At 39.8% G+C, this 26,339-nt stretch carries 23 protein-coding genes and 1 pseudogene; 14 read left to right on the top strand and 10 right to left on the bottom strand.

The annotated features are described in order from the left end of the window. The first annotated feature begins 88 nt into the window (after nt 1–88). Nucleotides 89–523, top strand: a complete 435-nt coding sequence (locus D172_RS17840; RefSeq protein WP_007378410.1) for a GNAT family N-acetyltransferase — start codon at nt 89–91, stop codon at nt 521–523. 2 nt (nt 524–525) lie between these two features. Here the strand turns inward: D172_RS17840 and D172_RS17835 are convergent, their stop codons facing one another. The 4 genes from D172_RS17835 to D172_RS21360 form a co-directional block, all read right to left on the bottom strand. After that, complete coding sequence (locus D172_RS17835) at nt 526–1,161, bottom strand: trimeric intracellular cation channel family protein (RefSeq protein WP_007378411.1); 636 nt, start codon at nt 1,159–1,161, stop codon at nt 526–528. A gap of 257 nt (nt 1,162–1,418) precedes the next feature. Then, nucleotides 1,419–1,658 (bottom strand): hypothetical protein, encoded by a 240-nt coding sequence (locus D172_RS17830; RefSeq protein WP_007378412.1) that lies wholly within the window; start codon nt 1,656–1,658, stop codon nt 1,419–1,421. Between the two features lie 247 nt (nt 1,659–1,905). Further along, nucleotides 1,906–2,502, bottom strand: coding sequence for an RDD family protein (locus D172_RS17825; RefSeq protein WP_007378413.1), 597 nt, complete (start codon nt 2,500–2,502; stop codon nt 1,906–1,908). Nucleotides 2,503–2,607: 105 nt separating this feature from the next. Then, nucleotides 2,608–2,778 (bottom strand): ATP-binding cassette domain-containing protein, encoded by a 171-nt coding sequence (locus D172_RS21360; RefSeq protein WP_007378414.1) that lies wholly within the window; start codon nt 2,776–2,778, stop codon nt 2,608–2,610. 225 nt (nt 2,779–3,003) lie between these two features. Between D172_RS21360 and xdhA the strand changes: the two genes are divergently transcribed. The 8 genes and pseudogenes from xdhA (at nt 3,004) to puuE (ending at nt 12,073) form a co-directional block, all read left to right on the top strand. Continuing rightward, entirely contained in the window at nt 3,004–4,503 is a 1,500-nt protein-coding gene (gene xdhA, locus D172_RS17820; RefSeq protein WP_007378415.1) for a xanthine dehydrogenase small subunit, read from the top strand. Then, nucleotides 4,490–6,829 (top strand): xanthine dehydrogenase molybdopterin binding subunit, encoded by a 2,340-nt coding sequence (gene xdhB, locus D172_RS17815; RefSeq protein ID WP_007378416.1) that lies wholly within the window; start codon nt 4,490–4,492, stop codon nt 6,827–6,829. Before xdhA ends, xdhB begins: the two co-directional genes overlap by 14 nt. Beyond that, nucleotides 6,822–7,712: a xanthine dehydrogenase accessory protein XdhC gene (gene xdhC, locus D172_RS17810; RefSeq protein WP_007378417.1), complete on the top strand. Its 891-nt coding sequence runs from the start codon at nt 6,822–6,824 to the stop codon at nt 7,710–7,712. The genes xdhB and xdhC overlap by 8 nt, the downstream gene beginning before the upstream one ends. Further along, nucleotides 7,709–8,208, top strand: a pseudogene (gene uraD / locus D172_RS17805) (2-oxo-4-hydroxy-4-carboxy-5-ureidoimidazoline decarboxylase). The gene xdhC and the pseudogene uraD overlap by 4 nt, the downstream one beginning before the upstream one ends. Before the next feature lie 8 nt (nt 8,209–8,216). Continuing rightward, the gene (gene uraH / locus D172_RS17800) at nt 8,217–8,555 is read left to right on the top strand and encodes a hydroxyisourate hydrolase (RefSeq protein ID WP_024595278.1); all 339 of its coding nucleotides are present in this window, start codon (nt 8,217–8,219) and stop codon (nt 8,553–8,555) included. A gap of 2 nt (nt 8,556–8,557) precedes the next feature. After that, nucleotides 8,558–9,922, top strand: a complete 1,365-nt coding sequence (gene guaD / locus D172_RS17795) for a guanine deaminase (protein ID WP_007378420.1) — start codon at nt 8,558–8,560, stop codon at nt 9,920–9,922. A gap of 5 nt (nt 9,923–9,927) precedes the next feature. After that, nucleotides 9,928–11,139 (top strand): urate hydroxylase PuuD, encoded by a 1,212-nt coding sequence (locus tag D172_RS17790; RefSeq protein ID WP_007378421.1) that lies wholly within the window; start codon nt 9,928–9,930, stop codon nt 11,137–11,139. A 1-nt stretch (nt 11,140) separates the two neighbouring features. After that, nucleotides 11,141–12,073: an allantoinase PuuE gene (gene puuE, locus D172_RS17785; protein ID WP_007378422.1), complete on the top strand. Its 933-nt coding sequence runs from the start codon at nt 11,141–11,143 to the stop codon at nt 12,071–12,073. A gap of 102 nt (nt 12,074–12,175) precedes the next feature. Here puuE and D172_RS17780 read toward each other — a convergent pair whose 3' ends face one another. Then, the gene (locus tag D172_RS17780) at nt 12,176–14,680 is read right to left on the bottom strand and encodes a S8 family serine peptidase (RefSeq protein WP_007378423.1); all 2,505 of its coding nucleotides are present in this window, start codon (nt 14,678–14,680) and stop codon (nt 12,176–12,178) included. Nucleotides 14,681–15,262: 582 nt separating this feature from the next. Here D172_RS17780 and D172_RS17775 point away from each other — a divergent pair. The 4 genes from D172_RS17775 to D172_RS17760 are packed head-to-tail and all read left to right on the top strand — an operon-like array spanning nt 15,263 to nt 18,390. Next, nucleotides 15,263–16,765, top strand: a complete 1,503-nt coding sequence (locus D172_RS17775; protein WP_007378425.1) for a curlin — start codon at nt 15,263–15,265, stop codon at nt 16,763–16,765. Nucleotides 16,766–16,803: 38 nt separating this feature from the next. Next, on the top strand, nt 16,804–17,205 hold the full coding sequence (locus tag D172_RS17770; protein WP_007378426.1) for a curli production assembly/transport protein CsgE: 402 nt from the start codon (nt 16,804–16,806) through the stop codon (nt 17,203–17,205). Beyond that, a complete protein-coding gene (locus D172_RS17765; protein ID WP_033015061.1) occupies nt 17,195–17,617 on the top strand; it encodes a curli assembly protein CsgF in 423 nt (140 codons plus the stop codon). The genes D172_RS17770 and D172_RS17765 overlap by 11 nt, the downstream gene beginning before the upstream one ends. Beyond that, a complete protein-coding gene (locus D172_RS17760) occupies nt 17,617–18,390 on the top strand; it encodes a CsgG/HfaB family protein (protein WP_007378428.1) in 774 nt (257 codons plus the stop codon). Before D172_RS17765 ends, D172_RS17760 begins: the two co-directional genes overlap by 1 nt. Nucleotides 18,391–18,455: 65 nt before the next feature. On the opposite strand, the gene D172_RS17755 is transcribed toward D172_RS17760, so the two are convergent. The 4 genes from D172_RS17755 to D172_RS17740 all read right to left on the bottom strand — a co-directional run bounded on the left by D172_RS17755 (nt 18,456) and on the right by D172_RS17740 (nt 23,189). Then, complete coding sequence (locus D172_RS17755) at nt 18,456–19,145, bottom strand: helix-turn-helix transcriptional regulator (protein ID WP_007378429.1); 690 nt, start codon at nt 19,143–19,145, stop codon at nt 18,456–18,458. Between the two features lie 96 nt (nt 19,146–19,241). Next, nucleotides 19,242–20,753 (bottom strand): trehalase family glycosidase, encoded by a 1,512-nt coding sequence (locus D172_RS17750; RefSeq protein WP_007378430.1) that lies wholly within the window; start codon nt 20,751–20,753, stop codon nt 19,242–19,244. A 14-nt stretch (nt 20,754–20,767) separates the two neighbouring features. Further along, on the bottom strand, nt 20,768–22,006 hold the full coding sequence (locus D172_RS17745; RefSeq protein WP_007378431.1) for an MFS transporter: 1,239 nt from the start codon (nt 22,004–22,006) through the stop codon (nt 20,768–20,770). Nucleotides 22,007–22,181: 175 nt separating this feature from the next. Continuing rightward, nucleotides 22,182–23,189: a LacI family DNA-binding transcriptional regulator gene (locus D172_RS17740; protein WP_007378432.1), complete on the bottom strand. Its 1,008-nt coding sequence runs from the start codon at nt 23,187–23,189 to the stop codon at nt 22,182–22,184. Nucleotides 23,190–23,474: 285 nt separating this feature from the next. Between D172_RS17740 and D172_RS17735 the strand changes: the two genes are divergently transcribed. After that, a complete protein-coding gene (locus D172_RS17735; RefSeq protein WP_007378434.1) occupies nt 23,475–25,727 on the top strand; it encodes a TonB-dependent receptor in 2,253 nt (750 codons plus the stop codon). A gap of 80 nt (nt 25,728–25,807) precedes the next feature. Here the strand turns inward: D172_RS17735 and D172_RS17730 are convergent, their stop codons facing one another. Next, nucleotides 25,808–26,326, bottom strand: a complete 519-nt coding sequence (locus D172_RS17730; RefSeq protein ID WP_007378435.1) for a hypothetical protein — start codon at nt 26,324–26,326, stop codon at nt 25,808–25,810. Nucleotides 26,327–26,339 lie beyond the last annotated feature (13 nt).

Raw genomic sequence — 26,339 nt, 5'->3', positions numbered from 1 at the left:
TGTTAGCTTGGCTTGCACATTTAATACTGCGCACTTATTTTGATTCGTTCTACAAATATAAACATTAAGGCTGTTGCAAGGGAGCACTATGGTTTTTAAATTCATAAAAGCAGCATATTCAGACCGAGACTACTTATTAAGCCTCAGAAAGCTGACTATGGTTGAACACTTAGAAAGTGCCGGGTTATTTTTAACTAAGCAACAGCATGTTTTAAGGCTTGATGATCAATATGACTGCTCCCATCTTATAGTTATAAATGAGGTACCAATTGGTACTTTAAAATACCAAACACACGCTCAACACGTTGAAATAATGCAATTACAAATACATCCATTGCACCAAAATAAAGGGTATGGGAAAGCGGTTATTGAACAAGTAATTACAAATGCGCAGTCAAAACCCATTAAACTCACAGTGCTTAAAAACAACCCAGCATTAGGACTTTATAAGCGGCTGGGTTTTACTATAACGGGTGAGGATAATTACGAGTACCACATGCAAACGCGGGCTATTCGTAGCTAAAATTAGTCGCTTTGATCTCTGAAGTCTTTTTTTCTGAAAATAGTTAAATGCCAACCCCAATGCAAAGAGCCTAATCTTAAAAAGATAGTCGTGAAAAATGAGCCTAAAATACACCAAATGTAATCTACATTAAGGCTAAATAAAGCGGCATAAACTGCACCACCCGCTAAACACGCAGAGGCGTAAGGTTCGCTGCGCATAACAGTTGGCACCTCACGGCAAATTACGTCGCGTATTAAACCACCAAATATACCTGTAGTAATGCCCATGGTAATTGCGACCACCATGCCAGAGCCATTAATGAGTGCTTTTTCTATCCCCATAATATTAAATAACGCCATACCAACAGCGTCTACTAATAAAAAATAGTAATTATTAACGCGCGGTAAGTATCGAATAAATACAACCGCAGCTATAACGGCCCCATAGGTCGAATATAAATACTCTGGGGTAGCAATCCAAAATACCGGTTTGTTTAAAAGTATATCTCTGAGGGTGCCGCCCCCTAATGCAGTAACCGTTGCCACCACTACGACACCAAAGCCGCTAATATTTTTCTCATACCCAAGCAACGCGCCTGCAACAGCAAAAAATGCGACACCGAGTAATCCTAGTACCATAAAGTATTCAGCAGTCATGGTAGTTCCTTTTTAAAATTTATAAGGAGTTGTATCAACTTACGTGCCAAAAAACTGAGTGAATATAAACAAACCCACAATTTAAGCGACTGAAATTTATAAGCTTATTTCATTTATTAAAAAATATTAGCTATGTGATATTTAGTGAAGGATTAACAAGAGTAATTATTTTAATTATGGGTAGTTTTTACACGTTAAAGTACAGAGGGATTTTGTTACAGAGTTGCAGCCGAGCACTTTTAAATTTTAAGCAAAAATTAAATGAACAATAAAGCTATTACCAATATTACAAAAATAATAGGCAATATTGCATGTTGCCAATTTTGTTCTTTATTTTGATTATAGAGTGTTTGCATTGAGCTTTTATCATTATTGGTAAAACTATGCTGGCACTGCATACAGTTTTGGGCTTTTATGCTCACCCAAGTACCACATTTAATACATGCATAACGCCTTGCCAGTTTATCAAACTCGTTTGTTTTCCTAAATATTCTCATTTATCACCTCATTGATTTTCGCCGCGGTAAGAAAACCAATGAATAATATATATGTTGAGTAACAAATTAAAGAAGCCGCTAGTGCTAAAATTAGCTGTGTGTTGTTTTTCATAATCATCCTTGGTTACTAGTCAAAAAAATCGGTAAGGTTTTTTAATTATATTACCAATTTAATGAAATACGCCATTTTGTAACTTTTGCTAATCAAACTTAAATCTGGGCAAAGTTGCCATAATTAATATCTTGATTAATCTACATAACTCACTTTTGTTCCCGCTAAATGATCATGTAAACAGCGTTTATCTTTTCCAAGTATAAATAATGGATTAACAAGACCTGCTATAAACTGACCTACCGAAGGTGCAAGTGATAATAGTTGCATAGAAAGCATGCGTTTAAAGTAAATTGTAGTAAAGCTTGCTTGTGTACCATCTAAATTTTCAATGCGGATAAACATTAAAGATTTACCAATTGTTTGTCCGCGTTGGTACATAAGGTAACCATGAAGCACTAACGTGCTTAATATGCCATAACCTAGCAAACCTGCAGATAAAGTAAGTGTTGGTTGGCTTAAATTATCAAACCCTACGAGTATGAATACAGGTATAAAACAAACAACACCTAAAACGCCATCAACAATAGCAGCCACTAACCTATCTGAGCGCGTTGCTTTTTCTCCTGCTACTTTTGATACAACATTTACAGATGGGCTCTGCGCTTCTCGCGTTTTAATTAAGTTGTCTATTTCTTTTGCTCGCTCTGGGTAGGCTTCGCGATCTATAGCTTTCGCTGATGAGTAAAGCTCATCTAAAGTGTAGGTAGAAAAATCAATTTGAGAGTCCATTTAAATCAAGTCCGCATTTTCATTTAATCGTAATTTAACACAATTAATTTAGGTTATTCAAATGTTTATGTGATTTTAATAACATACCATAACGTGTTGACGTTGTTATAACTCGAACCGCAAGCGTGCTCCTAAATCGCGCGTATCAGCAAGTTCTTTTATATTCATTATAAAAAACATGTCCCCTTGGTCAGGTTTAATCACACCATAAAGCATTTTCATTAATGTGTTTTTACCAGCACCATTTTCACCTTTGGATCCACATATTAAAAGCATTCACTTTACCGAGCTTTATTTTTAAGGCTACGCCGTTATTACCTACACCTCGACAATTTTGCCGCTTTGAACCACTAACTGACCAAGCGGTCAACAATGGCATAGTAACTGCAATAAGCTAACTAAAGATGAAAAAGTATTTTTGTTACCCGTGCGCAAACAACAAGAAAAAACATACGCCAAGCCTTTATGTATCAGGGCTTTATAAAAGTTAAGGGGGTCTGTGTGATTCAATTTTTATTAAATAACACGCCAATTGAAGTACAAGAATGTTCGCCAAGTCTCACCATTTTGGACTGGCTACGCACCAAAAAAGGGAAAGTGGGCACCAAAGAAGGGTGTGCAACTGGCGACTGTGGCGCGTGCACAATTTTAGTAGGTGAAGAGCGTATAAATGCAAACGGGCAAACTAGTTGGCAATACAAAACAATGAACAGCTGTTTATTGTTATTAGGTAATGCGCATGCAAAACATATAGTAACAGTAGAGGCTGTGACTACTGGCTTATACCCAAACTTAACCGATTTACACCCCGTACAACGTGCACTGGTAGAGTGCCATGGTTCGCAATGTGGTTTTTGCACGCCCGGTATAATAATGAGTTTGTTGGCTCTTTATATTAATGAACCAACGTACCCTGGTAAAAAAGCGGTTATTCATGCACTTGGTGGTAACTTATGCCGTTGTACAGGTTATAGCCCAATATTACTTGCAGCCGAAAAAGCCTATAGCTATGAGCGTAAAGCTGAACCGTACTCAGCAATGGCCGCTCAATTTAAAGCATCACTTAATACGCAATATGATGACGATATTCCATTTTTAAAAAATGGTCCTCGCAAATTTTACTTACCACAAACTGCCCAACAACTTGTTGAGCTAAAAGCGCTTTATCCTTATGCACATTTAGTTGCTGGTGGCACCGACTTTGCCATTGAGCTTAGCCAAAACATGCTCTTACCGGATGTAATTATCTCCCTTAGCCAAGTAAAGGATCTTTGCACCTTGGCAGATAACAACGGTGAGTTACACATTGGTGCAGCACTACCTTATAGCCAATTTGTTGAGGTGTTTTATAACCATTACCCAGAGTCAAAAGAGCTATTTGAACGCTTAGGCTCAAGCCAAGTACGTAACAGCGGCACACTCGGTGGCAGCATAGGGAATGCCTCTCCTATTGGCGATCCCGCCCCCCTTTTAATCGCTCTTAATGCATCAATGGATTTATTAAGCAGCGCTGGTACGCGCACTATTAAAGTTACCGACTACTTTATTGATTACAAAAAAACAGTTCTTAAAAGCGATGAAGTAATTAGTAAGTTCACCATCCCAAAGCGCCCAGAGTCACTAAAACTGGCGTGTCATAAAATATCAAAACGCTTTGAAGACGATATATCTACCGTGTGTTTGGTGCTTGCTATAGAGCATTCACAAAACATGATTACTCAAGCCCGCTGCGCTATGGGCGGTATGGCAGCTATTCCTAAGCGCGCGCAGCATATTGAGCAAAAGCTGATATCTCAATCATTACAAGTAAGTAGTTTTATAGACGCAGCAACGGCTATTAACGATGACTTTACGCCTATGAGCGATGTAAGAAGCAGTGCGCATTATCGCACTACGGTAAGCAAAAACTTATTACAACGCATTGGTATTGAGTTTTGTGAGCCGCAAGCACGCAACAATAACAACATTGCCATTACGAGGATCTCACATGCGTCACTTTGAAATGGATAAACTAAAAGCGCAAGGTGGTAGCGTTGGAGAATCTAAATATCACGAAAGCGCTATTAAACAAGTTTGTGGCAGTGCAAATTTTGCCGACGATAATCCTGAGCCTTACGGTTGCCTGCATGCATACCCAGTGCTCGCCCCTGTTACAAGCGGCTTTATTAAATCAATTGATACCAGTCACGCACTAGCAGTTAAAGGCGTTAAACGTATTTTATCTGCCGAAGATGTTCCGGGTAAATTAGATATTGGCCCAGTATTTCCAGGTGATGTACTGCTGACCAGCCATGAAATTCAATACCACGGGCAACCTGTGCTGGTAGTAGTTGCCGACACCTATGAAATAGCGCGCCGCGCTGCACGTTTAGTGGTTATAGAGTGCGAGCAAACTACACCCATACTTGATATTAAAGAAGCCATTAGCAAAGAGCACTGGGTAAGGCCGCCCCATTCACTTAACCGTGGTAACAGCGAACAAGCCATTAATAACGCAATCCACCAGCTTAAAGGCGAAATAAACATAGGCGGGCAAGAACACTTTTATTTAGAAGGCCAAATAGCGCTGGCGCAACCTGATAACGACGGGGGCATTCATGTTCAGTGTTCTACGCAACACCCTACTGAGGTTCAACACTTAGTTGCTAAAATTTTAAAAAAGCCATTTAGCTTTGTAAACGTAGAAACCCGCCGTATGGGCGGTGCTTTTGGCGGCAAAGAAACCCAAGGCGCACCATGGGCATGCCTTGCAGCCCTTGCGGTTTACCACCTTGGCTGCGCAGTAAAAATGCGCCTAGCCCGTAGCGACGATTTTAAATTAACCGGTAAACGCCACCCGTTTTATAATCACTATCATGTTGGTTTTGACGAAAATGGTTTAATAGAAGGTGCCGACATTACCGTAAACGGATTTTGTGGCTACTCCCCCGATTTATCAGATGCAATAGTAGACCGCGCCATGTTTCATGCCGATAACGCCTACTACTACCCAGCCGCCACAATTAAGGGTAATCGCTGTAAAGTAAATACCGTAAGCCATACCGCATTTAGAGGATTTGGTGGCCCGCAAGGAATGATTATGGGCGAGCTAATAATGGACGATATAGCCGCTAAATTAGGTAAAGATCCGCTTGAGATCCGAAAACTCAATTTATATAAAAAAGGCCGCGATACCACGCCGTACCATCAAACCGTAGAGCAACATATTTTAATAGATATGATTGCTCAGCTTGAGGAGTCGGGTGACTACTGGGCACGTAAAGAGGCTATTAAAGCATTTAACGTATCGTCACCTATTATCAAAAAAGGCCTTGCGATGACGCCGGTTAAATACGGTATATCGTTTACGGTACAACACTTAAACCAAGCCGGTGCATTAGTACATGTATATAGCGATGGTTCTATACATTTAAACCACGGCGGCACCGAAATGGGCCAAGGACTAAACACCAAAATTGCGCAAATTGTGGCCCACGGCTTTGGGGTGGATTTTAACGCGGTAAGTATTAGTGCTACGCGTACCGACAAAGTGCCAAACACCTCGCCAACAGCAGCTTCAAGCGGTACCGACTTAAACGGTATGGCGGCGCTAAATGCAGTAAACACAATAAAAGAGCGCTTAATTGATTTTATTACCGAGCACTTTGAAGTAGACAGCAACACTGTTGTATTTAAAGATAACCTCATTACTTTTAGTAAAGGGGAAATTAGCTTTAGCGAACTTGCAAATCTTGCTTATATGAATCGTATATCGCTTTCATCTACCGGTTATTACGCCACACCAAAAATTCATTACGATAGAGCTAAAGGTGAAGGCCGCCCATTTTTTTACTACGCTCACGGCGTAGCGCTCAGCGAAGTAGAAGTAGATACCCTAACTGGCGAAAACACGGTAACCCGCGTTGATATACTGCACGATGTAGGCAGTTCAATTAATCCAGCACTTGATATAGGGCAAATTGAAGGCGCCTTTGTGCAAGGTATGGGCTGGCTAACAACTGAAGACTTACAATGGAATGATAAAGGCCAGCTTGCAAGCTTTGGCCCAGCCAACTACAAAATACCAGCCATTGGCGATACACCTGCCGAATTTAACGTCAATCTTTATAACTCAGCAAATCCAGAAACCACCGTGTTTAGATCAAAAGCCGTAGGCGAGCCGCCATTTATGCTGGCCTTTAGTGTATGGAGCGCTATTCGTAATGCCATAAGTAGTGTGGCTGATTACAAATACACAGCCCCACTGGATACACCCGCAACCCCAGAGCGAGTATTGAGTGCAATTGAGCAAACCGCTAGTTGGTTTAAGGAGCATCAACATGACTAATTTAAATGAGTCGTTTCAGGGTTTTCATACTCAAAACTGGGCGCAGGCTATAAACGAGCACGAACAAAGCGGCACTAATTATGTAATTGCCACGGTACTTGGCACAAATGGCTCAACCCCACGCGGCACAGGCTCAAAAATGGTAATAAGCGGCGAGCATATTTACGACACTCTTGGCGGTGGCCACCTTGAATACGTAGTAATAGAAAAAGCCCGCGAACTACTTGCCAAAGGCGAAGCCGCCCAAGTAATTGAGCAATTTAACCTAGGTGCAAATTTAGGCCAGTGCTGCGGCGGAGCTGCCACCGTTATGCTTGAATGCATGCAATGCGAGCGCTTTACCCTCGACATTTATGGCGCAGGCCATGTAGCACAAGCGCTTATTGGTATATTGGCACAGCTGCCTATGCGCATACGTTGGATAGATAGCCGCGCAGATGTATTCCCACAGACTATTCCAAATAACGTAGTAAAAGTGGTTGATGAAGAGCCCACAGAACAAGTAAAGCGTGCACCTAAGTCTAACAACTACTTAATATTGACCCATAACCACCAGCTCGACTTTGCACTCACCCAAGCCATTATTAAACGCGCTGATGCCAATTGGCTGGGCGTTATTGGCTCTGACACTAAAGCAAAACGTTTTAAACAACGCCTAGCACATCGCGATTTTACAGCCGCTCAAATACAACAAATGACCTGCCCTGTTGGGCTTAAAAATATTACGGGCAAATTACCAATGGAAGTGGCTATTTCGATTAGTGGACAGCTAATTGGCCTTTATCAGGCTATGCAAACCCAAGCGCCAAAACGCCAAGGCTTGCAATGGCGCACACTAAAAAATGCCTTAATTAGCACCACGCAGGAGGAAGTAGACGCATGAGCAGTTTACAAATAAATACGCTAAATGATGCACAAGCAAAACAAGCACTTGAGCATTGCTGCGCGGCCCTAACTGGGTAGCGGGCATGATAAAAGCAATGCCATTTAAAAGTGCTCAACAGCTGTTTGAATGCGCACAAAGCATATGGGATAGCCTTGGCGAGAGCGACTATTTAGCTGCCTTCGAAGGCCACCCGCAAATAGGCGACTTATCAACCCTTAGCAAAAAATACGCTGCTACCGCACAAAAAGCGGGGCATGAGCAATCGGGTATGAGTAAAGCAAACGAAGCCGTACTTACCAAAATGATTGCCCTTAATAAAGAGTACCTGAACAAGTTTGGCTTTATTTTTATTGTGTGCGCCACCGGTAAAACGGCCGAACAAATGCTCGAACTCATAGAGCAGCGCATACACAACACCCGCAGTACAGAGCTAAATATAGCCGCGGGCGAACAAGCCAAAATAACAAAAATAAGATTGGAGTCACTGCTATGAATAAAAGTATGAGCAAAAGCCCTATAACCACCCATATACTTGATACCAGCACCGGAAAGCCAGCAGCAAATGTTGCTGTTAAGCTATTTAAACTTACAAATAACGAATGGGTACAACTAACCCAAGGCAAAACCGATTCCGATGGGCGTATTACTGATTGGCTAAATACAGAAGTAGAATTTGCAACCTATAAGCTAGTATTTGATTTAGATAGCTATTACCAAAACCAACCTACCCCTGCGTTTTACCCAGAGGCGCAAATAACATTTAGATTACAAGATACTAAACATCATCATATCCCATTGTTGCTTAGCCCGTTTGGCTACTCTACATACAGAGGTAGCTAACTATGAGCACACAAAACAATAATGACTTAACAGTAGTTTGTGCCGATATACTCGACTTTGTTGACGACCCTGCCATTTCTGGCGAAAACGCCCATCGTTTTTTTGAAAAGGGCGCATTAGTTATCAAGCACGGCAAGGTAGTTAAACTTGGCTATGAGCAAGACATATTACCTACAATTGATAAATCAGCACGTGTTATCCGCCACGATGGCAAACTCGTTATGCCTGGTATGATTGACACCCATATACACTTACCACAAACCGAAATGGTGGGTGCGTACGGCGAGCAACTGCTAAGTTGGCTCACCGAATACGCCTTCCCAACCGAAAAAAAGTTTACATGTAAGCATTATTCAAAAGAGATATCTAACCGCTTTTTAGACGAGCTGCTGCGCAATGGCACAACCACTGCCCTTGTATTTGGCACAGTGCATCCGCAATCGGTTGATGCGTTTTTTAAAGAATCACAAAAACGCAATTTACGCATGATTGCCGGTAAAGTAATGATGGACCGTAACTGCCCTGACGACTTATCTGATTGCGCGCAAACAAGCTATGACGAATCCAAAGCCCTAATAAAAAAATGGCACAATGTTGACAGGCTAAGCTACGCAGTTACACCGCGTTTTGCCCCCACATCAACCCCTGAACAATTACAAAAATGCACTCAGTTACTTGAAGAATACCCAGACACCTACCTGCATACACACCTATCGGAAAACAAAGACGAGTGCGAATGGGTTAAAGGGCTATTTCCAGAAGCTGAAGATTACTTAGGCGTGTACGAGCAAGCAAAAATGGTACGTAAACGCTCAGTATTTGCCCATAGTATTCATTTATCTGAGCGCGAGCTTTGCTGCCTTGCAGATAACAATGCGGCAATATCGCACTGCCCTACCTCAAACCTATTTTTAGGATCAGGACTTTTAAATTTAAAAGCCTGTGAAGAGCACGGTATAAACGTAGGCATGGGTACCGATGTAGGCGCAGGAACAAGCTTTTCTATGCTACAAACAGGTAACGAAGCTTATAAAATTCAGCAATTACAAGGTCAAAAGTTTTCAGCATTTAAAGGGCTGTATTTAGCAACTCTCGGCGGTGCCAGAGCACTTGATTTAGAAGGGACAATTGGTAATTTTGAAGCCGGTTGTGAAGCCGATTTTATTGTAATGGATTGTTCAGCAACCCCATTTTTAAAATTTAGAATACAGCATGCCAAAACCCTGCATGAAAAATTATTTGCAATGATGATGTTAGGCGACGACCGCTGCGTTGAGCAAACCTACATTATGGGTAAAAGTGTGTATAAGCGCGATGATAACAATCAATTTTCAGACACCCGCTCACCGGTATTAGAAGAGGCTTAACCGTTATGGAAAACTATTTATTTGAGCTTGCTCATTTAGTACTGCGTTATTTTCATGTTATTGCTGGTATAGCATGGATTGGCGCTTCATTTTATTTTGCATGGCTTGATAACAACCTACAAACACCACCGCAGTGGAAAATAGATAAAGGCATAAAAGGCGATTTATGGGCCGTGCATGGTGGTGGCTTTTACGAAGTGGCTAAGTATCAAAATGGCCCTGAACAAATGCCTCATACTCTGCATTGGTTTAAGTGGGAAGCCTACACAACGTGGATCACCGGTATATTACTATTTAGCTTACTTTATTATGTTGGCGCCGATGTGTATTTAATTGATAACAGTAAAAGTGAGCTAAGTAAATTTGCAGCTATTGGCGCATCCCTTGGTTTTATTGGCTTAGGCTATGGTGTTTATCGTTTATTGTGTAAAAGCCCACTGGTTGAAAACGGCAAAGTGTTTATTGCTGTCGTTATTGGTTTATTAGCTCTGTGGACTTTTGGGGTTGATCAATTATTTAGCGACCGCGCTGTGTATATTCATGTAGGTGCACTTATTGGCACGTGTATGGTGGGTAATGTGTATCACATTATTATGCCAGGCCAACGCTATATGGTAAGTGAAGTAGAAGCCGGTAGAATCCCTGATTCAGCGCCAGGTTTAAAGGCAAAGCTGTGTTCTATTCATAATAACTACGCCACATTACCTGTAGTATTTATAATGCTTAGCAATCACTTTCCTTACACGTATAGCCACAACTTTGGCTGGCTTATTTTAATTGCGCTGTTTGGTATTGGTATGTGGATACGCCATTACTTTAACTTAAAGCATCAAGGCGTTAATAAACCCTCAGTACTTGTAAGCGGTATTGCAGCTTTTTTTGCTCTTATGCTCGCCATAGCCCCTTGGCCCAGTACACCAACAAATGCAGGCGAAAGCGCGCCTTTACAAGCAAGTATTACCGACGCACAAGCGTGGGATATAATTAGTAAGCACTGTACACAGTGCCACAGCGAAACACCCACCTCTGAGCTTTTTCAAACAGCGCCGCTAGGTTTTAAGCTCGACTCTATTAGTGATGTAAAAAAAGCCAGCACGCTTATTCATACTCGCGCGGTTATAACCAAAGATATGCCACTGGCCAATATGACAAAAATGACAGACACAGAGCGCGAAACGCTAGGCGCTTGGCTCTCAGCACTTAAAAAGGAGCAATAAAATGAGTGAGCATTTTAAAAACTACCCGCGCGATTTAATTGGTTATGGTCCAGATGTACCCCATGCAAACTGGCCTAATAAAGCCCGCATTGCCGTGCAAGTAGTATTAAATTACGAAGAAGGCGGCGAAAACTGTGTATTACATGGTGATGCAGCGGCCGAAACGTTTTTATCAGAAATAGTCACTGCTCCCCATGTTGAAGACCGCCATATCAGCATGGAGTCTATTTACGAATATGGCTCACGCGCTGGCGTGTGGAGGCTACTGCGTTTATTTAAAAAATACGATATACCGGTCACCATTTTTGCAGTGGCGATGGCCCTTGAGCGCCACCCCGATGTAGCTAAAGCCTTTGTTGAAGCGGGCCACGAAATTGCAAGCCATGGCCTGCGCTGGATTAATTATCAAAATATAGATAAGCAAACCGAACGCGAGCATATGCAACAAGCCATTGATGTCATTAAAAAGCTCACAGGTAAAAAGCCCAAAGGTTGGTACACAGGGCGCACAAGCCCTAACACAGCAGCCCTTGTAGTTGAAAATGGTAATTTTTTATATGATGCCGACGATTACAGCGACGACCTACCTTTTTACAGTATTAAAGAAGGTAAACCACAGTTAATAGTGCCCTACACGCTTGATGTAAACGACATGCGCTTTGCCGCTGTTCAAGGTTTTAACGCAGGCGATCAGTTTTATAATTACTTAAAAGATGCATTCGATACACTATACGAGGAAGGCGCTCCAGAAGGTGAAAACGCCCCAAAAATGATGTCGATAGGTTTGCATTGTCGCTTAATTGGCAGACCAGGAAGAATAAAAGCATTAGCACGGTTTTTAGAATATGCCCGATCGCATGAGCAAGTTTGGTTTGCCACGCGTGAACAAATAGCCGAGCACTGGCTTAAAACCCACCCGTATAAAAAAGCATAGCTGTAATCCATTAAAAATAAATTCTAATTACTTATTACCCTCATCGTAAACATAAAAAAGCCCAGCTTTGCTGGGCTTAAATTACTTTAGATGTAATAAAGTTTATTCAAAAGAAACGGTGATGATATTTGAACACACATTTTCTGTTACACATAATTGGTAATCGTACGATGGTAACGTAGCTCCACGCACGTAATCACGGTAACGACCGTTATCTGAAACGGTATCAACTAACTCGCCATTACGGTAAACGCTTAATGACTCTGCACCCACTTCTTCCCAGCTAAGTTCTACACGCATTGTACCTAAACGTGTTTTGTTAGCGCGTTTTAAGTTCAGCTCAAGGGTCACGTCACTTACAACAACCGTTTGAGTAAATGAATCAGTATTACCTTCACTATCTGTAACAGTTAACTCTACATCGTAACTACCTGATTGGGCATAGGCATGTACTGGTCTTGAGTCAGTTGATGTTGCACCATCACCAAAGTTCCAGCTCCACTGTGTTATATCATTATTAGCATCACTGCTTGTGTCTACAAATGCAGCGGTTAACCCTTGTGTATCAACAGTGAAACTAGCAAGAGGTGGTTGTGAACCTACTTCACCAATAGCACTGAACGTAAGTGACCAACTATTAATATTGCCTGTATCTATACCTGCCGTATCGACAACATTTAATGTCCAATCACCGGTTCCTACTTCGCCATTAAATACACTTGATGTAAACGTTTTAACAATATCGTCTTCGCTACCACCTTGATTACTTTGTAGAGTGACTTCAGAGCCTTGCGGTGAAGTAAGTGTAAGTACTAAATCGCCAGACCACGTATGTGTGATATTTACATCTGCTGAAGTACCAAAAATAGTTAAATCATCAGCAACTGTGATAACCGAATTAACGCCTAATGGATCGTTATCAGGGATCGGTAGATTTTCTTCATTACTATACGTAAAGTCATTTAAACCAGCAGGTTGTAACATTAAACTTACTGTTTTTTCTTTAACAATATCATCTGATGTTGCTGTAACAGTAAACTCATAATCACCCCATGGCGTATTTTCATCGGTCTCAACACTAAGCTGTACTGTTTCGCCTGGACGTGCTGTTAATGCAGATAAATATGCACCACCAAGACTAGATGTTAGATCAAGTGTTACTTCACCATCCCACTGTGCAATAGAACCTATTTCAAATGTATACGATGCAGTTTCGCCTACTGTTTTTTGCTGTGATACAGGTGTCACAGACATTATAAAACTCGGGGTTGGGTCTGCATCAAGTAATGCTTGGTTTGCATTGAGTCGAGTGCCAGCAACCGTTTTACCTTGTAATGCAGTATTTACATCACCACTGCTCATCAATAACTGTTTAAGTTCTGTGGTTGTTAAATCTGGGTTGATTGACAACACAAGTGCAGCAACACCTGCAACATGAGGTGTTGCCATTGAAGTGCCTGAGTAAGTAGCATAACCGTTACCCGGGACTGTTGATAAAATAGCACTACCGGGTGCCCCCATATCAACACTGGTTAAACCCCATTGTGAGAAGTCAGATAAATTATCGCTGCTATCAGTGCTCGCAATAGAAAAAACACTCTCGTGTTCATAGCTTGATGGGTAATGCGGGTTTGCATCATTATCAACTGCATCATTACCGGCAGCGGCAACAAATAAAATGTCAGCTTGCTCACTTACTGTAATTGCATCAGCTAAAGCTTGGCTAAAACCACCACCACCCCAACTATTGTTTAGAACACGTAAATTAACACCTGAATTTTTAAGGTTAACCATATAGTCAATACACTTAATTGCATCTGATGTTGAGCCATTACCAGCCGCATCTAAAAACTTACAACCAACAATAGATACTTCTTGGTTTACACCTACAATACCCGTTGAATTGTTACCGCTTGCACCGATTGTGCCTGACACATGAGAACCATGTCCTTGGTCATCCATTGGGTCGCCAGCATCTGTAATCGCGTTAATACCATGAATATCATCAATATAACCATTGCCGTCATTATCAATACCATCACCAGCAATTTCGCCCGCATTAACCCATGCGTTATCAACTAAATCGGGATGACTATAATCAACACCTGTATCAATAACACCCACTACAATATCGCGGCTACCGATAGAAATGTCCCACGCTTCAGGTGCATCAATATCGGCATCTGTAACACCACCTGTTTGGCCCTCATTATTTAAACCCCATAGTTCATCAAAACGAGGATCATTAGGAGAGCTTGTAGCAATACTCACTCGGTAATCTGGCTCTACATATTCAATAGCTTGATTTGACTTCAAACGCTCAATAGCTTCTTTGGTACTCATACCAGAGACTTTAAACTTAGCTAAACGGCCCGAAAATAATGACGTAAAGTTATCATCAACCTCATCATTATTTAAATCCGATATTTTAGCTTTAACCATAGCGCGTACTTGTTTACGCATTTGTGGCGTTGTATTTTTTTTATATTTAACAATTATAGAGTCACTACTTGCAGTAACTTGTTGCAGTGCACCTGCATCAGGTAACTTTGCAGAAGCTAAACAAGGTAGTAGCGCGAGCGTAATAATAGATAATTTTGTTTTCATTGTTCTATCCATAGTAGGGAAGGCTTAGAAACACTAAGCAAGTTTTTCACTACTTCAAGTACAAGGGATCACATGGCAAGATATAAGCAAACAACCAAACACCAAATTAAACAAGTAATAAAGATTAAAAATAACAAAAAACCATTATTTTTAACTAGAATTGGCAAAAAAAAACACCTAATACAGTCATTATAATGAATTTATTACACTTACCTCTACCCAATATAGGGTCATGTTTTTTTACTGCTTTTTTCGAATAAAATCTAAAAAAGCAAGGTTATAAGCTTAACCATTTGAAATATAAAATAAAAAAAATTGGTAAAAAATGATGATTTAAGAAATTCATATTGAGGAATACAGTTAGTACTTGATTATGAATTTAAGCTTAAACTTTGTCAGTGTTAGCTTTACGACAAGACTCGTTTTTACTCAATAATCATATATTTCGCTTCACTCACTTACATAAGTAACTAAAGCGGATCACAAAACATTATATCGGCACGGCATGCTGAGACAGCAAATACCTTATTAAAACCTATAACATTTAAGGTGTTTGATTTTATCATTTCAAGGAGAAAAATAATGAAGTTGAACAAATCAATTCTAAGCTGCGCGGTTGCAATTGCAATGAGTACTAGCTTTGCCTCATATGCTGAAACAGGTAATAAATCAGTATCTAGCTCTGAACTTAACACCAAGGTATCTATTGCAAGTACAGCTAATTCAATGACACTTGCTCAAACATTAAACAACAATACGGCATTGTTAATACAAAATGGCGATAGCAATACCATGCTTGTCACAACAACAGGCAATAATAACGATACAGAAGTAACCCAAGCACAGTTTGGTAACTATGCTGAAGTAACTACAATTGGTGATAGCAACTCACAAGCATACGCTCAAGATGGTACTGCGAATGGATTAATAACCGAAGTTACTGGTAATAATAACCTCTTACTTGTAACACAGGTTGGCCAAGGTGTTTTGGTCAATAACGAAGCTATAAATACAGTAACTGGTGATGACAACTTGATTGAAGTAGAACAAGGCACTGGCGGTCATTGGTTCTACAACATGGATATGCAAGGTAATGGCAACGAAATAACTTCGCTGCAAACGGGTGAATGGCATGAAGCTGAAATAACAATGCTCACTGGCGATCAAAATACACTCGATTTAGAGCAAGCAGGTTACTGGAACACCTTTAAAGTCAGTTCTTTACAAGGTAACGACAACGAGCTTGATATTGAGCAAGATGGCGATCGTAATGCGGTAACACTCAGTGCTATTTCTGGCGACGCTAACGAGTTTTCCATTGAACAAGATGGCAATACAAATGCTGTAACATTTGCAGCGGTTGTGGGTAATGATAACGAAATAGACATTGACCAAGAAGGCAGTAACAACACCGCAGACTCAGCGTTATTTGAAGGTCAAAACAATGAAGTAACCATTACTCAAGTAGATACATACAACACTGCTACCGCTGAACTTATTGGTGATAATAATGAGCTAACAAGTAATCAAAATGGTTTGTTCAATGACGCTTACATGGGCGTGTTAGGTTCTGATAATGAATTTACGATTGATCAGGTAGGTGAATTTAACTCAGCACATTTAGTTAACTTTAATGGCTCTGATAACGACATAAATCTAACACAAACAGGCCAAGATAATACCGCTGTTGTGGAGTCGTCTTACCCAGACACTTCACTTACTTCAAACGATAACGATATTGATATTGTTCAAGATGGTTCTCTAAATGAAACAATGCTAACACTTGCTGGCATTTTAGACAGTAACGGTAGTCAAATTGATATTGCTCAAACTGGCGAAATGAATGTTATTGATTTAATGGTTGAAGGCAACGACCACAGCATTGATATTTCACAACAAGGTGAAAATAACTGGGTTGGCGGAACAGAGCAATCAGCCTTTTTAGTTGGCGGTGAAAACGTATCATTTAGCGTAACTCAGCTGGGTAACGATAATATTGTTGAAGGCGCTGTCATTGGTTTTAACAGTACAGTATCTGTTACTCAAATGGGTGATGGTAATACGGCAACAATTACACAAATGTAATTGCAAAGGTTGGGGAGAGTAACTCTCCCCTTTTAATTATGAACAATAAAAAAAATAGCTTCGCTGGTTTCTTATTCGTAATTTCATTATCTTTTAGCACTGCAGGTTATGCAGCTGATGAGTTGGAAATAGACGGTTTATTACTCGATAGAAGCATTAGTCGCTTTGGTCATCAATTTTATTACGAGTTCTCAAATTACTGGCGAGACTTACCCTCAACTGCAGGGTTTAATATTGAAATTAAAGAAACAGTAATCCCAAAAGCAGGCACTAAACTTTCTTTAATAATGAACAATAGACTGGTGTATGCAACATACTTAGGCCGAAGGTTAGAGCCACTAGATCAACGTGTTGAACAAGCCGTGTATACCGTAATTGATGCAATGGCTCGTGAAAATATGGCAGTGTCGTCTCCCGATATGGCCATAAATGGATGGTAAAATGAGAATAATAATATTTATAATAACAACATTAAGCTTTTCAGCCGCCGCGACTGAAATAATTTATACCCCAATTAACCCAAGCTTTGGCGGTAATCCTCTCAATGCGAATATGCTACTTAGCAAAGCACAAGCTCAAAATAAACATAAAGCGCCAGTAATAGAAAAAAGTTACACCGAGCAATTTCAAGATTCTTTAGAACGCACTTACTTAAATCGAATGGTAAGAGAAATAACAGATATGGCGTTTGGTGAAAACATAGACGACAGTATTTTCAATCAAGATTCCATATTTATGAGTGGCGATTACCAAATAGAAGTTATAACCAGTACCACAGATAGCATTACCGTAAGAATAACAAATATAATTGATGACACCGTGGTGATCATTGAAGTACCGAGGTTTGGATAATGTATAAACTACTTATAACAATTGTAGTTCTTAGCTTAACGGGCTGCGCAAGTTTGGGAAATTTAATACCACCACAGCAGCAGCAAGCAATGAGCTTAGAACCCACAGAAATTTTTTCTGATTTAAAAAACCTACCCAAACCCATGGGTAGTATTCCTGTTTCAGTTTATTCATTTAGAGATCAAACAGGTCAATATAAACCGCAAACAAATGTGAGCTCATTTTCTACCGCTGTAACTCAGGGGGCTAATTCAATACTAATACAAGCCTTACATGAGTCGGATTGGTTTACACCGGTTGAACGTGAGGGTCTGCAAAATATACTAACAGAGCGAAAAATCATTCGGGCGGCTCAATCAGATAATCCAAATCAACCAGATTTACCCCCATTAACAACCGCCAAAATAATTTTAGAAGGCGGTATTATTAGCTACGACACCAATGTAAAAACAGGTGGTTTAGGTATGGAATACTTTGGAATAGGCGCATCAGAGCTTTACCGTGAAGATGCTATTTCAATATACTTACGTGCTGTTGATGTACGAACAGGGCAAGTCTTACTATCGGTAGCAACCAGCAAAAAAGTACTGAGCCAAGAAATGCGTGCCGGATTTTTTAGGTACGTAAGTTACAAACGATTAGCTGAAGCAGAAGCTGGCTTTAGTGATAACGAACCTATGAGTATTTGTGTTACCCAAGCAATAGAAAAAGCACTTACAGACCTAATAACAAAGGGCATTGATAAAGGGTTATGGGCCAAAAAAGTAAGTTAATAATTAAGATAAATAAGGCTACTTTTAAGTCGCCTTATTTATACAAAAATTTGATCCTGAAAAGGTTATTTAGCCATTGGCAGTAAAACAGAAATATAACGTTGTGCCCAATTAGCTAGCTCTACTCGATTACGCGAACTAGTTTTTTTAAACGCACTGTATAAATGGGTTTTTACTGTGTGATCACTTATATTAAGTTTATCGGCAATAGCATTATTACTGGCACCTTGCGCTATGAGATAAATAACCGATTTTTCTCGTTTAGTTAAATGATCATAATCATCTTTTTTTATTTCTATACCATCGTACAAACTGTTAAATGATGATGCTACAGCCAAAATATCATTGAATGCGATTGAAATAATTTTTCGTGCAAACCAGAGTTCACCAGCATTTATTTTAACTAATCCTTTAAAAATAACTTCTGGAGGATCCGATTTATAAAATACGCCATTGAAATGATTGAGAAGTAAGTTCTTTTCACATACCGTTTCTCGCTCAACATTAAAGACAACAACGTTACAGTGCTTCGCTAAGCAAATTAAATCGGTGGGAATAAGGTCTTGCCAATTATTTTTAGTGCCATCAATCAAAAACAAATCATAATGCGATCGTTCTTCTAGCTGAGGTACTGTGTCATCCATTTTTATATCGGTAAACAGCGCTTGTAGTGTTCTTAATATAGCGGTGTAACTATGAGAGTGGAAAGATGACTGAAAAGTTGTTCTTACAAACACCTGATTTTTATGTGACATAAATTTCATCCATGAAACGTTTATGCAACATTACCTAAGTTATAGGTAACATACAATCCGATAATGGTATTAAAAAATTATAAGTAACCCAATTATTTAAAACTCTGGATTATTTAATAACGTATAAAATCTTGCCGTTACACCATTAGTCCAACCAAAACCCTGCTGTACTTGATATTCACCACCACTGGCTAAAACCGCTGGTGTGCACACATTGTATTTTTCGAGTAAACACTTATTTGCTGCAAAGTTTTGCTCAACCATATTTACCCAATTTTGCATTATATGTGTACTCAATTGTGTTATACCGTAGTTATTAAGCCCTTTTACCGCAAACCATTGTAGTGGAGCCCAACCATTTGGACTATCCCACTGCTGAGCCGTTTGAGTAATAGTTGTAACAATGCCACCCTCTTTTAAAAATTCATTGGCTAATCTTGTAGCTACCTTAGTTGCTTGCTCATTACTGGCTAAATTAACAAATAAAGCAGTAGTTGCCGCTGCACTAAGTATTGGAGATTGAGTCGTTGTACGGCAGTTATAATCAACAAAAAAACCGGTTGGTTCATTCCAAAGGTAAGCATTAATAAGCGCCTTGCGATTGCTAGCAAGTAATTGGTAATGCTCTGCTTGTTCACTATTGCCGAGCAATTGAAAGAATTTGCTTAACTGATTCTCTAAGTTATACATAAGGCAGTTTAAATCTATAGGAACAATATCAGTTGTTTGAATAGAGCTTAGTAAATTAGATTCACCAAGCCAACGAGAACTAAAGTCCCAACCCGACTCACATGCGGCGCGAATATTACGATAAAAATCAGATTTTTTCTCCTTCGCCAACCCTTCCGCTAGCGCTAAATCTTCACGCAATGACTCTGCCCTTGGCTCACTTACATCGTCCCAATAACGATTTAAAATACCACCACAAGGCATTCTTACTACCCGCTTTGAGCTCAATACATTAGTCGAAAGCAACTGAGCGCCTTGCATCCAAAATATATATTCTTTTTCAAGTGCTGCAACACACATAGCAAGCCATTGCGTATTGAGTGATTTACTATGCGTATGTTCCCATAATAATTCGACCATGAGTGCTAAAATAGGTGGCTGCGAGCGTGATAAATAATAGCGACGGTTACCATTTGGAATACAACCATAATCGTTAATTAAATCGACAAAGTTAAGTAGCATATCTTCAACTACATCACCTTTATCTGCATCGATTAAACCCAATGCTGTAAAATAACTATCCCAATAGTAAATCTCTTGAAAGCGCCCGCCAGGCACAATATAGCTGTGCTTTAGTGCTAGTAATGAATCTTGCTTTGGGGTATCCGCCTCTCTTCTAAGGCCACTCCACAACGAGTTTATATAATGTTTAACCGATGTCGTATCAGCCTCAGTGCTCATTGCTAGCACTGGGGAAGTAATAAAGTGTGCGTTTACAAACTCACTAAGCTGCGTATTAGTTAAAGGCGCTAATTGCTCATAACTTTTACATGCACTTTGCCAATTAACACGCGCAATTGCATCTGCGAATGTTTTACAGTCGCTAAATACATGCTGCGTTTGAACATCTTTAAATAATTGGCTGTCAAAAAAACTCATAACTTTCCTTACTGTTAAGCTGTCGTTGCATGTTGCGAGATAGCGTCGGTTCGCTTTTTGAAAAAAATCACGCTGATAAAAATCAAACTAATGGGTACCAAAGAAAGGTAAAATGCATGCTGCCCACTAAAATTCTCAAACACATAACCAGTTATTATTGAACCGGTTGTTCCTCCAAGTGCTGAAAAAACCACAATTAAACCAGTCATAGCTGCATGGCGATGTTTTTCAAGAGCGCTGAGCATAACTGAGTTAAGTACCGGATAAATAGGCGCCATGAAAAAACCAATTAACGGTAAAATAAATGCAGCAAGTGGTGCATCAAATAAACTAATTACTGTATTTTCAGTAACATTCTCAGTAAGCGGTAGGGTAATAAGTATGAGGCCAGCCATCGCAATTAAACAACTGCTCAATACAACAAACCAGTGAATGTGTTTAAGTACTTGCCCTGCCACTAAGCGCCCAAACGCAAGTGCCGCAGCAAAAATACTGGCCAGCTGGATACTAATAGCCACAGGGAGTTTTAAAACTTCATTATTGAATGTGGGTAGCCAAGTACCTACGCCCTGCTCAATTAATACGTATAAAAAAGCGCTAATTATAAATATGAGTACCAACGGTTGATATGTTAGCTTAAGCATGGCGATAAAATCGAACCAACCAGAGCGTTTAGTTTTACTTATAATGGCGGGCATTATAGGCGCAGCAATTACGCTCGTTATAACTATTAGGGTTAGCGCTGCCAGTAAGTAATAAACGTTGAGCCACGCGGTTGAATCGTTTGGATCTATAAAAGCAGTAAAAATCCAATAGCCACTTAACACACCAACCATGAAAATGCCTTCAATGGTATTTAACAATGAAGAGTGGCTATTTGCATCATCTGTCACTTGGCCGATAATAGAGTAAACCGACACTTTGACCACAGCAAAGCCACAACCAATAGCGGCAAATAAAATTTTAAACGCATAAAAGTCACTAATTAAAGCCGTACTTACACAAGCAACCGCAACAACAGTAAGTGCCCCAAGCATGGCCAGTTTATAGCCTAGGCGAGGAATAAACGAAGCCACTACAAATGACATTATCGCAATGGATAAATCTTTAAACCCCTCAAGCACTGAAGCTTCTGTTTTACTTACCCCAAGGGTATTTATTGCCTGCAAAATAACGGTGCCCACGCTATTTAACAAAATAGCGAAAATAAAGTAACTTGCTGCAATTGCCAGTGTGACTTTTGTTTTACTCATAATTACCCTCGCTTTAAAGCGTTATTTAAACGCTATAACGACCTTTATTGTATGCCCATAACGAGTGCATACACAGTGTGTGTTTATATCAGTGAGGTTTGAGTTTAGTTTAGAATAGCCCTCAATGCAATCGTTTGCATTTTAAATTTAACATTAACTCAACATGATTTATAAACTATCGTTTACTTGATTGGCGGGTAATCAGTTCAATATCAATTACTTGTGATTCAACTTTTTCACCAGCTAGTTGCTGCATCAACTTTTGAACTAATAGCGTGGCTGCGTACTGTGTGTTTTGTCGGATAGTTGATAATGAAGGGTGGCTAATGTCGGCCATAGCAATATCATCAAAACCTACTAGAGCGACATCATTAGGAATGCTTACATAACGCTCTTTTAAGGCTTTCATGGCACCTAAGGCAACCATATCACTACATGCAACTATAGCATCAAAATAAAGGCCTTTTTCACGCAGTAATTGGTTAATTGACTGATACGCTGAGCTACTTGTAATATCAATAGATACAACATGTTGCTCTAATTTATGGGATGCTAATGCGGCAGAGTACCCTCTGTGACGCTCACTAATTTCACCATGTTCTGGATCACCTAAAAATACAATGTTTTTAGCTCCGTGCTCTATTAAATGCGTTGTTGCTTGCAAGCCTCCCAAGTAATTGTCACTTCCTACAATGGGGTAGTTGCTAGGTGTTTTAGGATCTCCCCATACCACCAGCGGAATACCTGCGTTAGCTGCATTTTCTATATTGGTTTGGTTTTTACCTTGACCTACAACAATAATACCGTCTGCACGGCGGCTATTAATAAAATAATTAGCCCAATCGTCTTGCGCCATGATTGAATTAGATAGTAAAAGCTCTAACCCTTGCTGATTAAGTGCAAGATTAATTTCGCTCACTACTTTAAGTAAAAACGGATCGCTAATCGACTGCTCTGTTTGTTCGTCAAGGTTAATTATAACCGCAACTACATTGGTTTTTTGTGTCCGCAACCGACTTGCAGCCGTATTAAGGCTAAAATTATGCTCTTTAGCTAAGCGCTGAAGTTTGTCGCGCGTTTCTTGTTTAATTAGCGGGTTATCATTAAGCGCACGCGAAACTGTAGAGGTAGACACGCCTGCTAGTTTCGCTAAATCAGTTAATTTAATTTTTTTGTTATTCATGATCTTCCTAAATAGTCGCTTACCACTGATCAATACAATTATCTAACTCGCTGACAATATAGCATTATTATTTTTTGCTGGCGCGAACAACGACCCAAAAAGTGTTTAACATATAAATAAGCTCAATAAATAAACTATATAAATTCATAAATAATTTACAAATAAATATTGCAAACGTTTGCATTTATCTCTAAGGTTTCAATATACACAGCCTATTTACAATGATTTTTAGTAAAAAGACTGCAGAAATACACTGTTTAATACACTAAAAACGGGATCACACACATGAAAATCAGTAAAGCAAAAAGTACACTAGCGTGTGCCATTACTTTAGCGCTTAGCACTCAATGCGCATTTGCTGCAGAGCAAACACAAGAAAAACAAAAAGTTGAGCGTATTGTAGTATCAGGAACACCCACAGGTGTTGGAATAAGAAAAATAGATGCCAGCTATGCGGTAACTAATATCGATAGTGAACAAATTATTAAATTGTCTCCAAAAAGCACCGCTGACTTATTTAAAGCAATACCTGGAGTTTGGGTAGAAAGCTCAGGTGGTGAGTCAGGTGCGAATGTATTTGTTCGTGGTTTTCCTGGCGGTGGAGATGCCCCATTTTTAACGCTAAGTATTGAAGGTTCACCAATTTACCCAGCGTCAACCTTATCGTTTTTAGAAAATTCATCAATGTTTCGTGTTGATGAAACCATTGAAACTGTAGAAGCACTACGTGGTGGCCCAAACCCTGTTTTATCTAACGGACAACCAGGGCTAACAACCAACTTTAGGTTAAAACGTGGTGGCGAAGAAACAGAAGGCTTATTTAAATACACAACTTCTGATTACGACTTACAGCGCATTGATGCTGTAATGAGTGGTGAAATTACTGACGATTTATACTTTATGGTTGGCGGGTATGTAAAAAGTTCACCAGGTATTCGTGATGCGGGCTTTACGTCAGAAAAAGGCAGCCAATTTACAATTAACATCACTAAAAACTTAGATAAAGGCGAGCTTAACTTTTATACCCGCCAAACTGACGACCACGGCGCGTGGTACTTACCAACGCCACTCAATGTTGATGGTATTGACGCACAATACACACAACTAGGCACGCTAAATCGCCAAGCAACAATATTTACAGGGCCAGATTCGCAAGCACACGATATTGACTTAGGTGATGGCCGAGGCTGGGACGGTCATGTTTCAGGCGGTAGTATTAAGCTCGAACTTAAAAATGGTTGGCACTTTTCAGACCGTTTTAACATTACTAAAGGCGATGCAAACACCTACGGTTTAGTACCAAGTGGCTCAGCAACAACCATTGGCGCAGTCGCTGATAACGGTCAAACGGCGTTTGGGTCAGTAACAAATACTGAATATGCAAGCGCTACACCTATTCAACAGCTTGGACGATGGGTGGTGCTTAAAGAAATTAGCTCATTTACTAATGATTTAGCTTTTTCAAAAAAGTTTGGTGATTTATCAACAACATTTGGTTACTACACCGCAAGCACTTCGGCAAAAGATTGGTGGAGCTTAGGTAACACTGCATACCATGTACTTGAATCAGGTGGCGAAGCATTAACCGGTATTGAATGTAACCAAAGCACCGATGGCTGTGATTTTAACTACGATATTAGCTCAACAGGTGATGCCCGAACTCACGCGTTTTATGTTACTGGTGAATACAAATTTGCTGATGTGTTTACACTTGATGTTGGCGTACGTCAAGAAAACCACGAAGTACAATACAGTGTAGATGAAGGCCTTGACGGCATTATTACTAAAGCCGTTAGCTACGATGAAAGTAAAACCTCTTGGACTACAGGTTTAAACTACTCAATCAACAATGATATGGGTGTATTTGCTCGTGTTAATCGTGGTTATAAAATGCCGTATTTTGATGATTTTAGAGATAACTTTGATGCTTACCAAGGTGGCGAAAAGCTTATTAAAGAAATTACTCAAGGTGAACTAGGTTATAAATTAATTACTGAATCAACCGACTTTTATGCAACCGTATTTGTAAACGAAGTAAAAGGCGACACCTTTGTACGTCGCCCAGGTGTACCAGCAGAAATTTTAACAAATGAAGCGTACGGTATAGAGCTCGATTATAACTTTAATCATGAGTCTGGTTTTTCTGTTAATTTAAACACCACATTGCAAGATGCTGAAATTACTCAAAGTCCAACAAACGATGGCAACCAATCCCAGCGCCAACCAAAATGGCAAGTACGTGTAACGCCAAGTTACGACTTTGAGCTACAAGGTATGTATGCAACTTTATACGGTACACTTTCAGCGGTTGATGATCGCTTTGGCAATAACGAAAACACTGTAACACTCGATGGCTACGAAAAAGTTGATTTAGGTTTAATACTAGAACCAATGGAAGGCATTAAGCTTCAAGTAGCAATAGATAACTTAACAGATGAGCAAGGCATTACAGAAGGTGATCCACGTAATGCTGATGCACCAAATGGTCGTTACATTATGCCTCGTACAACGCGCTTTAGTGTAAGTTACGCGTTTTAAATAAAATACAATATAAAGGGAGCATTCGCTCCCTTTCACTTTAATTAACCTAAGCAAATAAATTTAAAGGCTAAAGTGAATTACTCAATACTCGCTTTTAATTTATTTAACGCATCAACCGAAAAACCTCGGTCATAAAAATATAAAATTTCGCCGCTGCTATTTATAAGTACCACACGTGAGTTATTTGGGCTTTGATTACCTGTAAACTTTTGTACCGCTTCACCATCTTTATAAATAGTAATTACCCCACCCCATAATTCTTTAGGTATGCCTTTGCGCATACCGCTGTCTATAAATGTGCTAAACATACGTGGTGCCATACCTGCAATGGTTGGTAGTTCGTAAGTTGGAAGCGTTACACCGGCCATATCTAAACCAATTAACCAACGGTCTATATCAAACTGGCTGTCTTGCTTGTAACCAATAAGCAGCAGTGTTTTATCTGCGTTAAAGTCGCGGGGTATAGTCACTATGTTTTGCTCTAAGCTTTCACCGCTAATATTGGGAAACTGCTTACCTGTAACTTGCTGATTTGGGTACTGCGATGTACATGCGCTCAGTAATATAAAAATAAAAACACTTAGTATTGATTTCATTATGATTAAGTTC

It is taken from the genome of Pseudoalteromonas sp. Bsw20308, assembly GCF_000310105.2.
Lineage (GTDB): Bacteria > Pseudomonadota > Gammaproteobacteria > Enterobacterales > Alteromonadaceae > Pseudoalteromonas > Pseudoalteromonas fuliginea.
The sequence above is the reverse complement of the archived record's forward strand: the minus strand, read 5'-3'. Positions and strand labels throughout refer to the sequence as shown.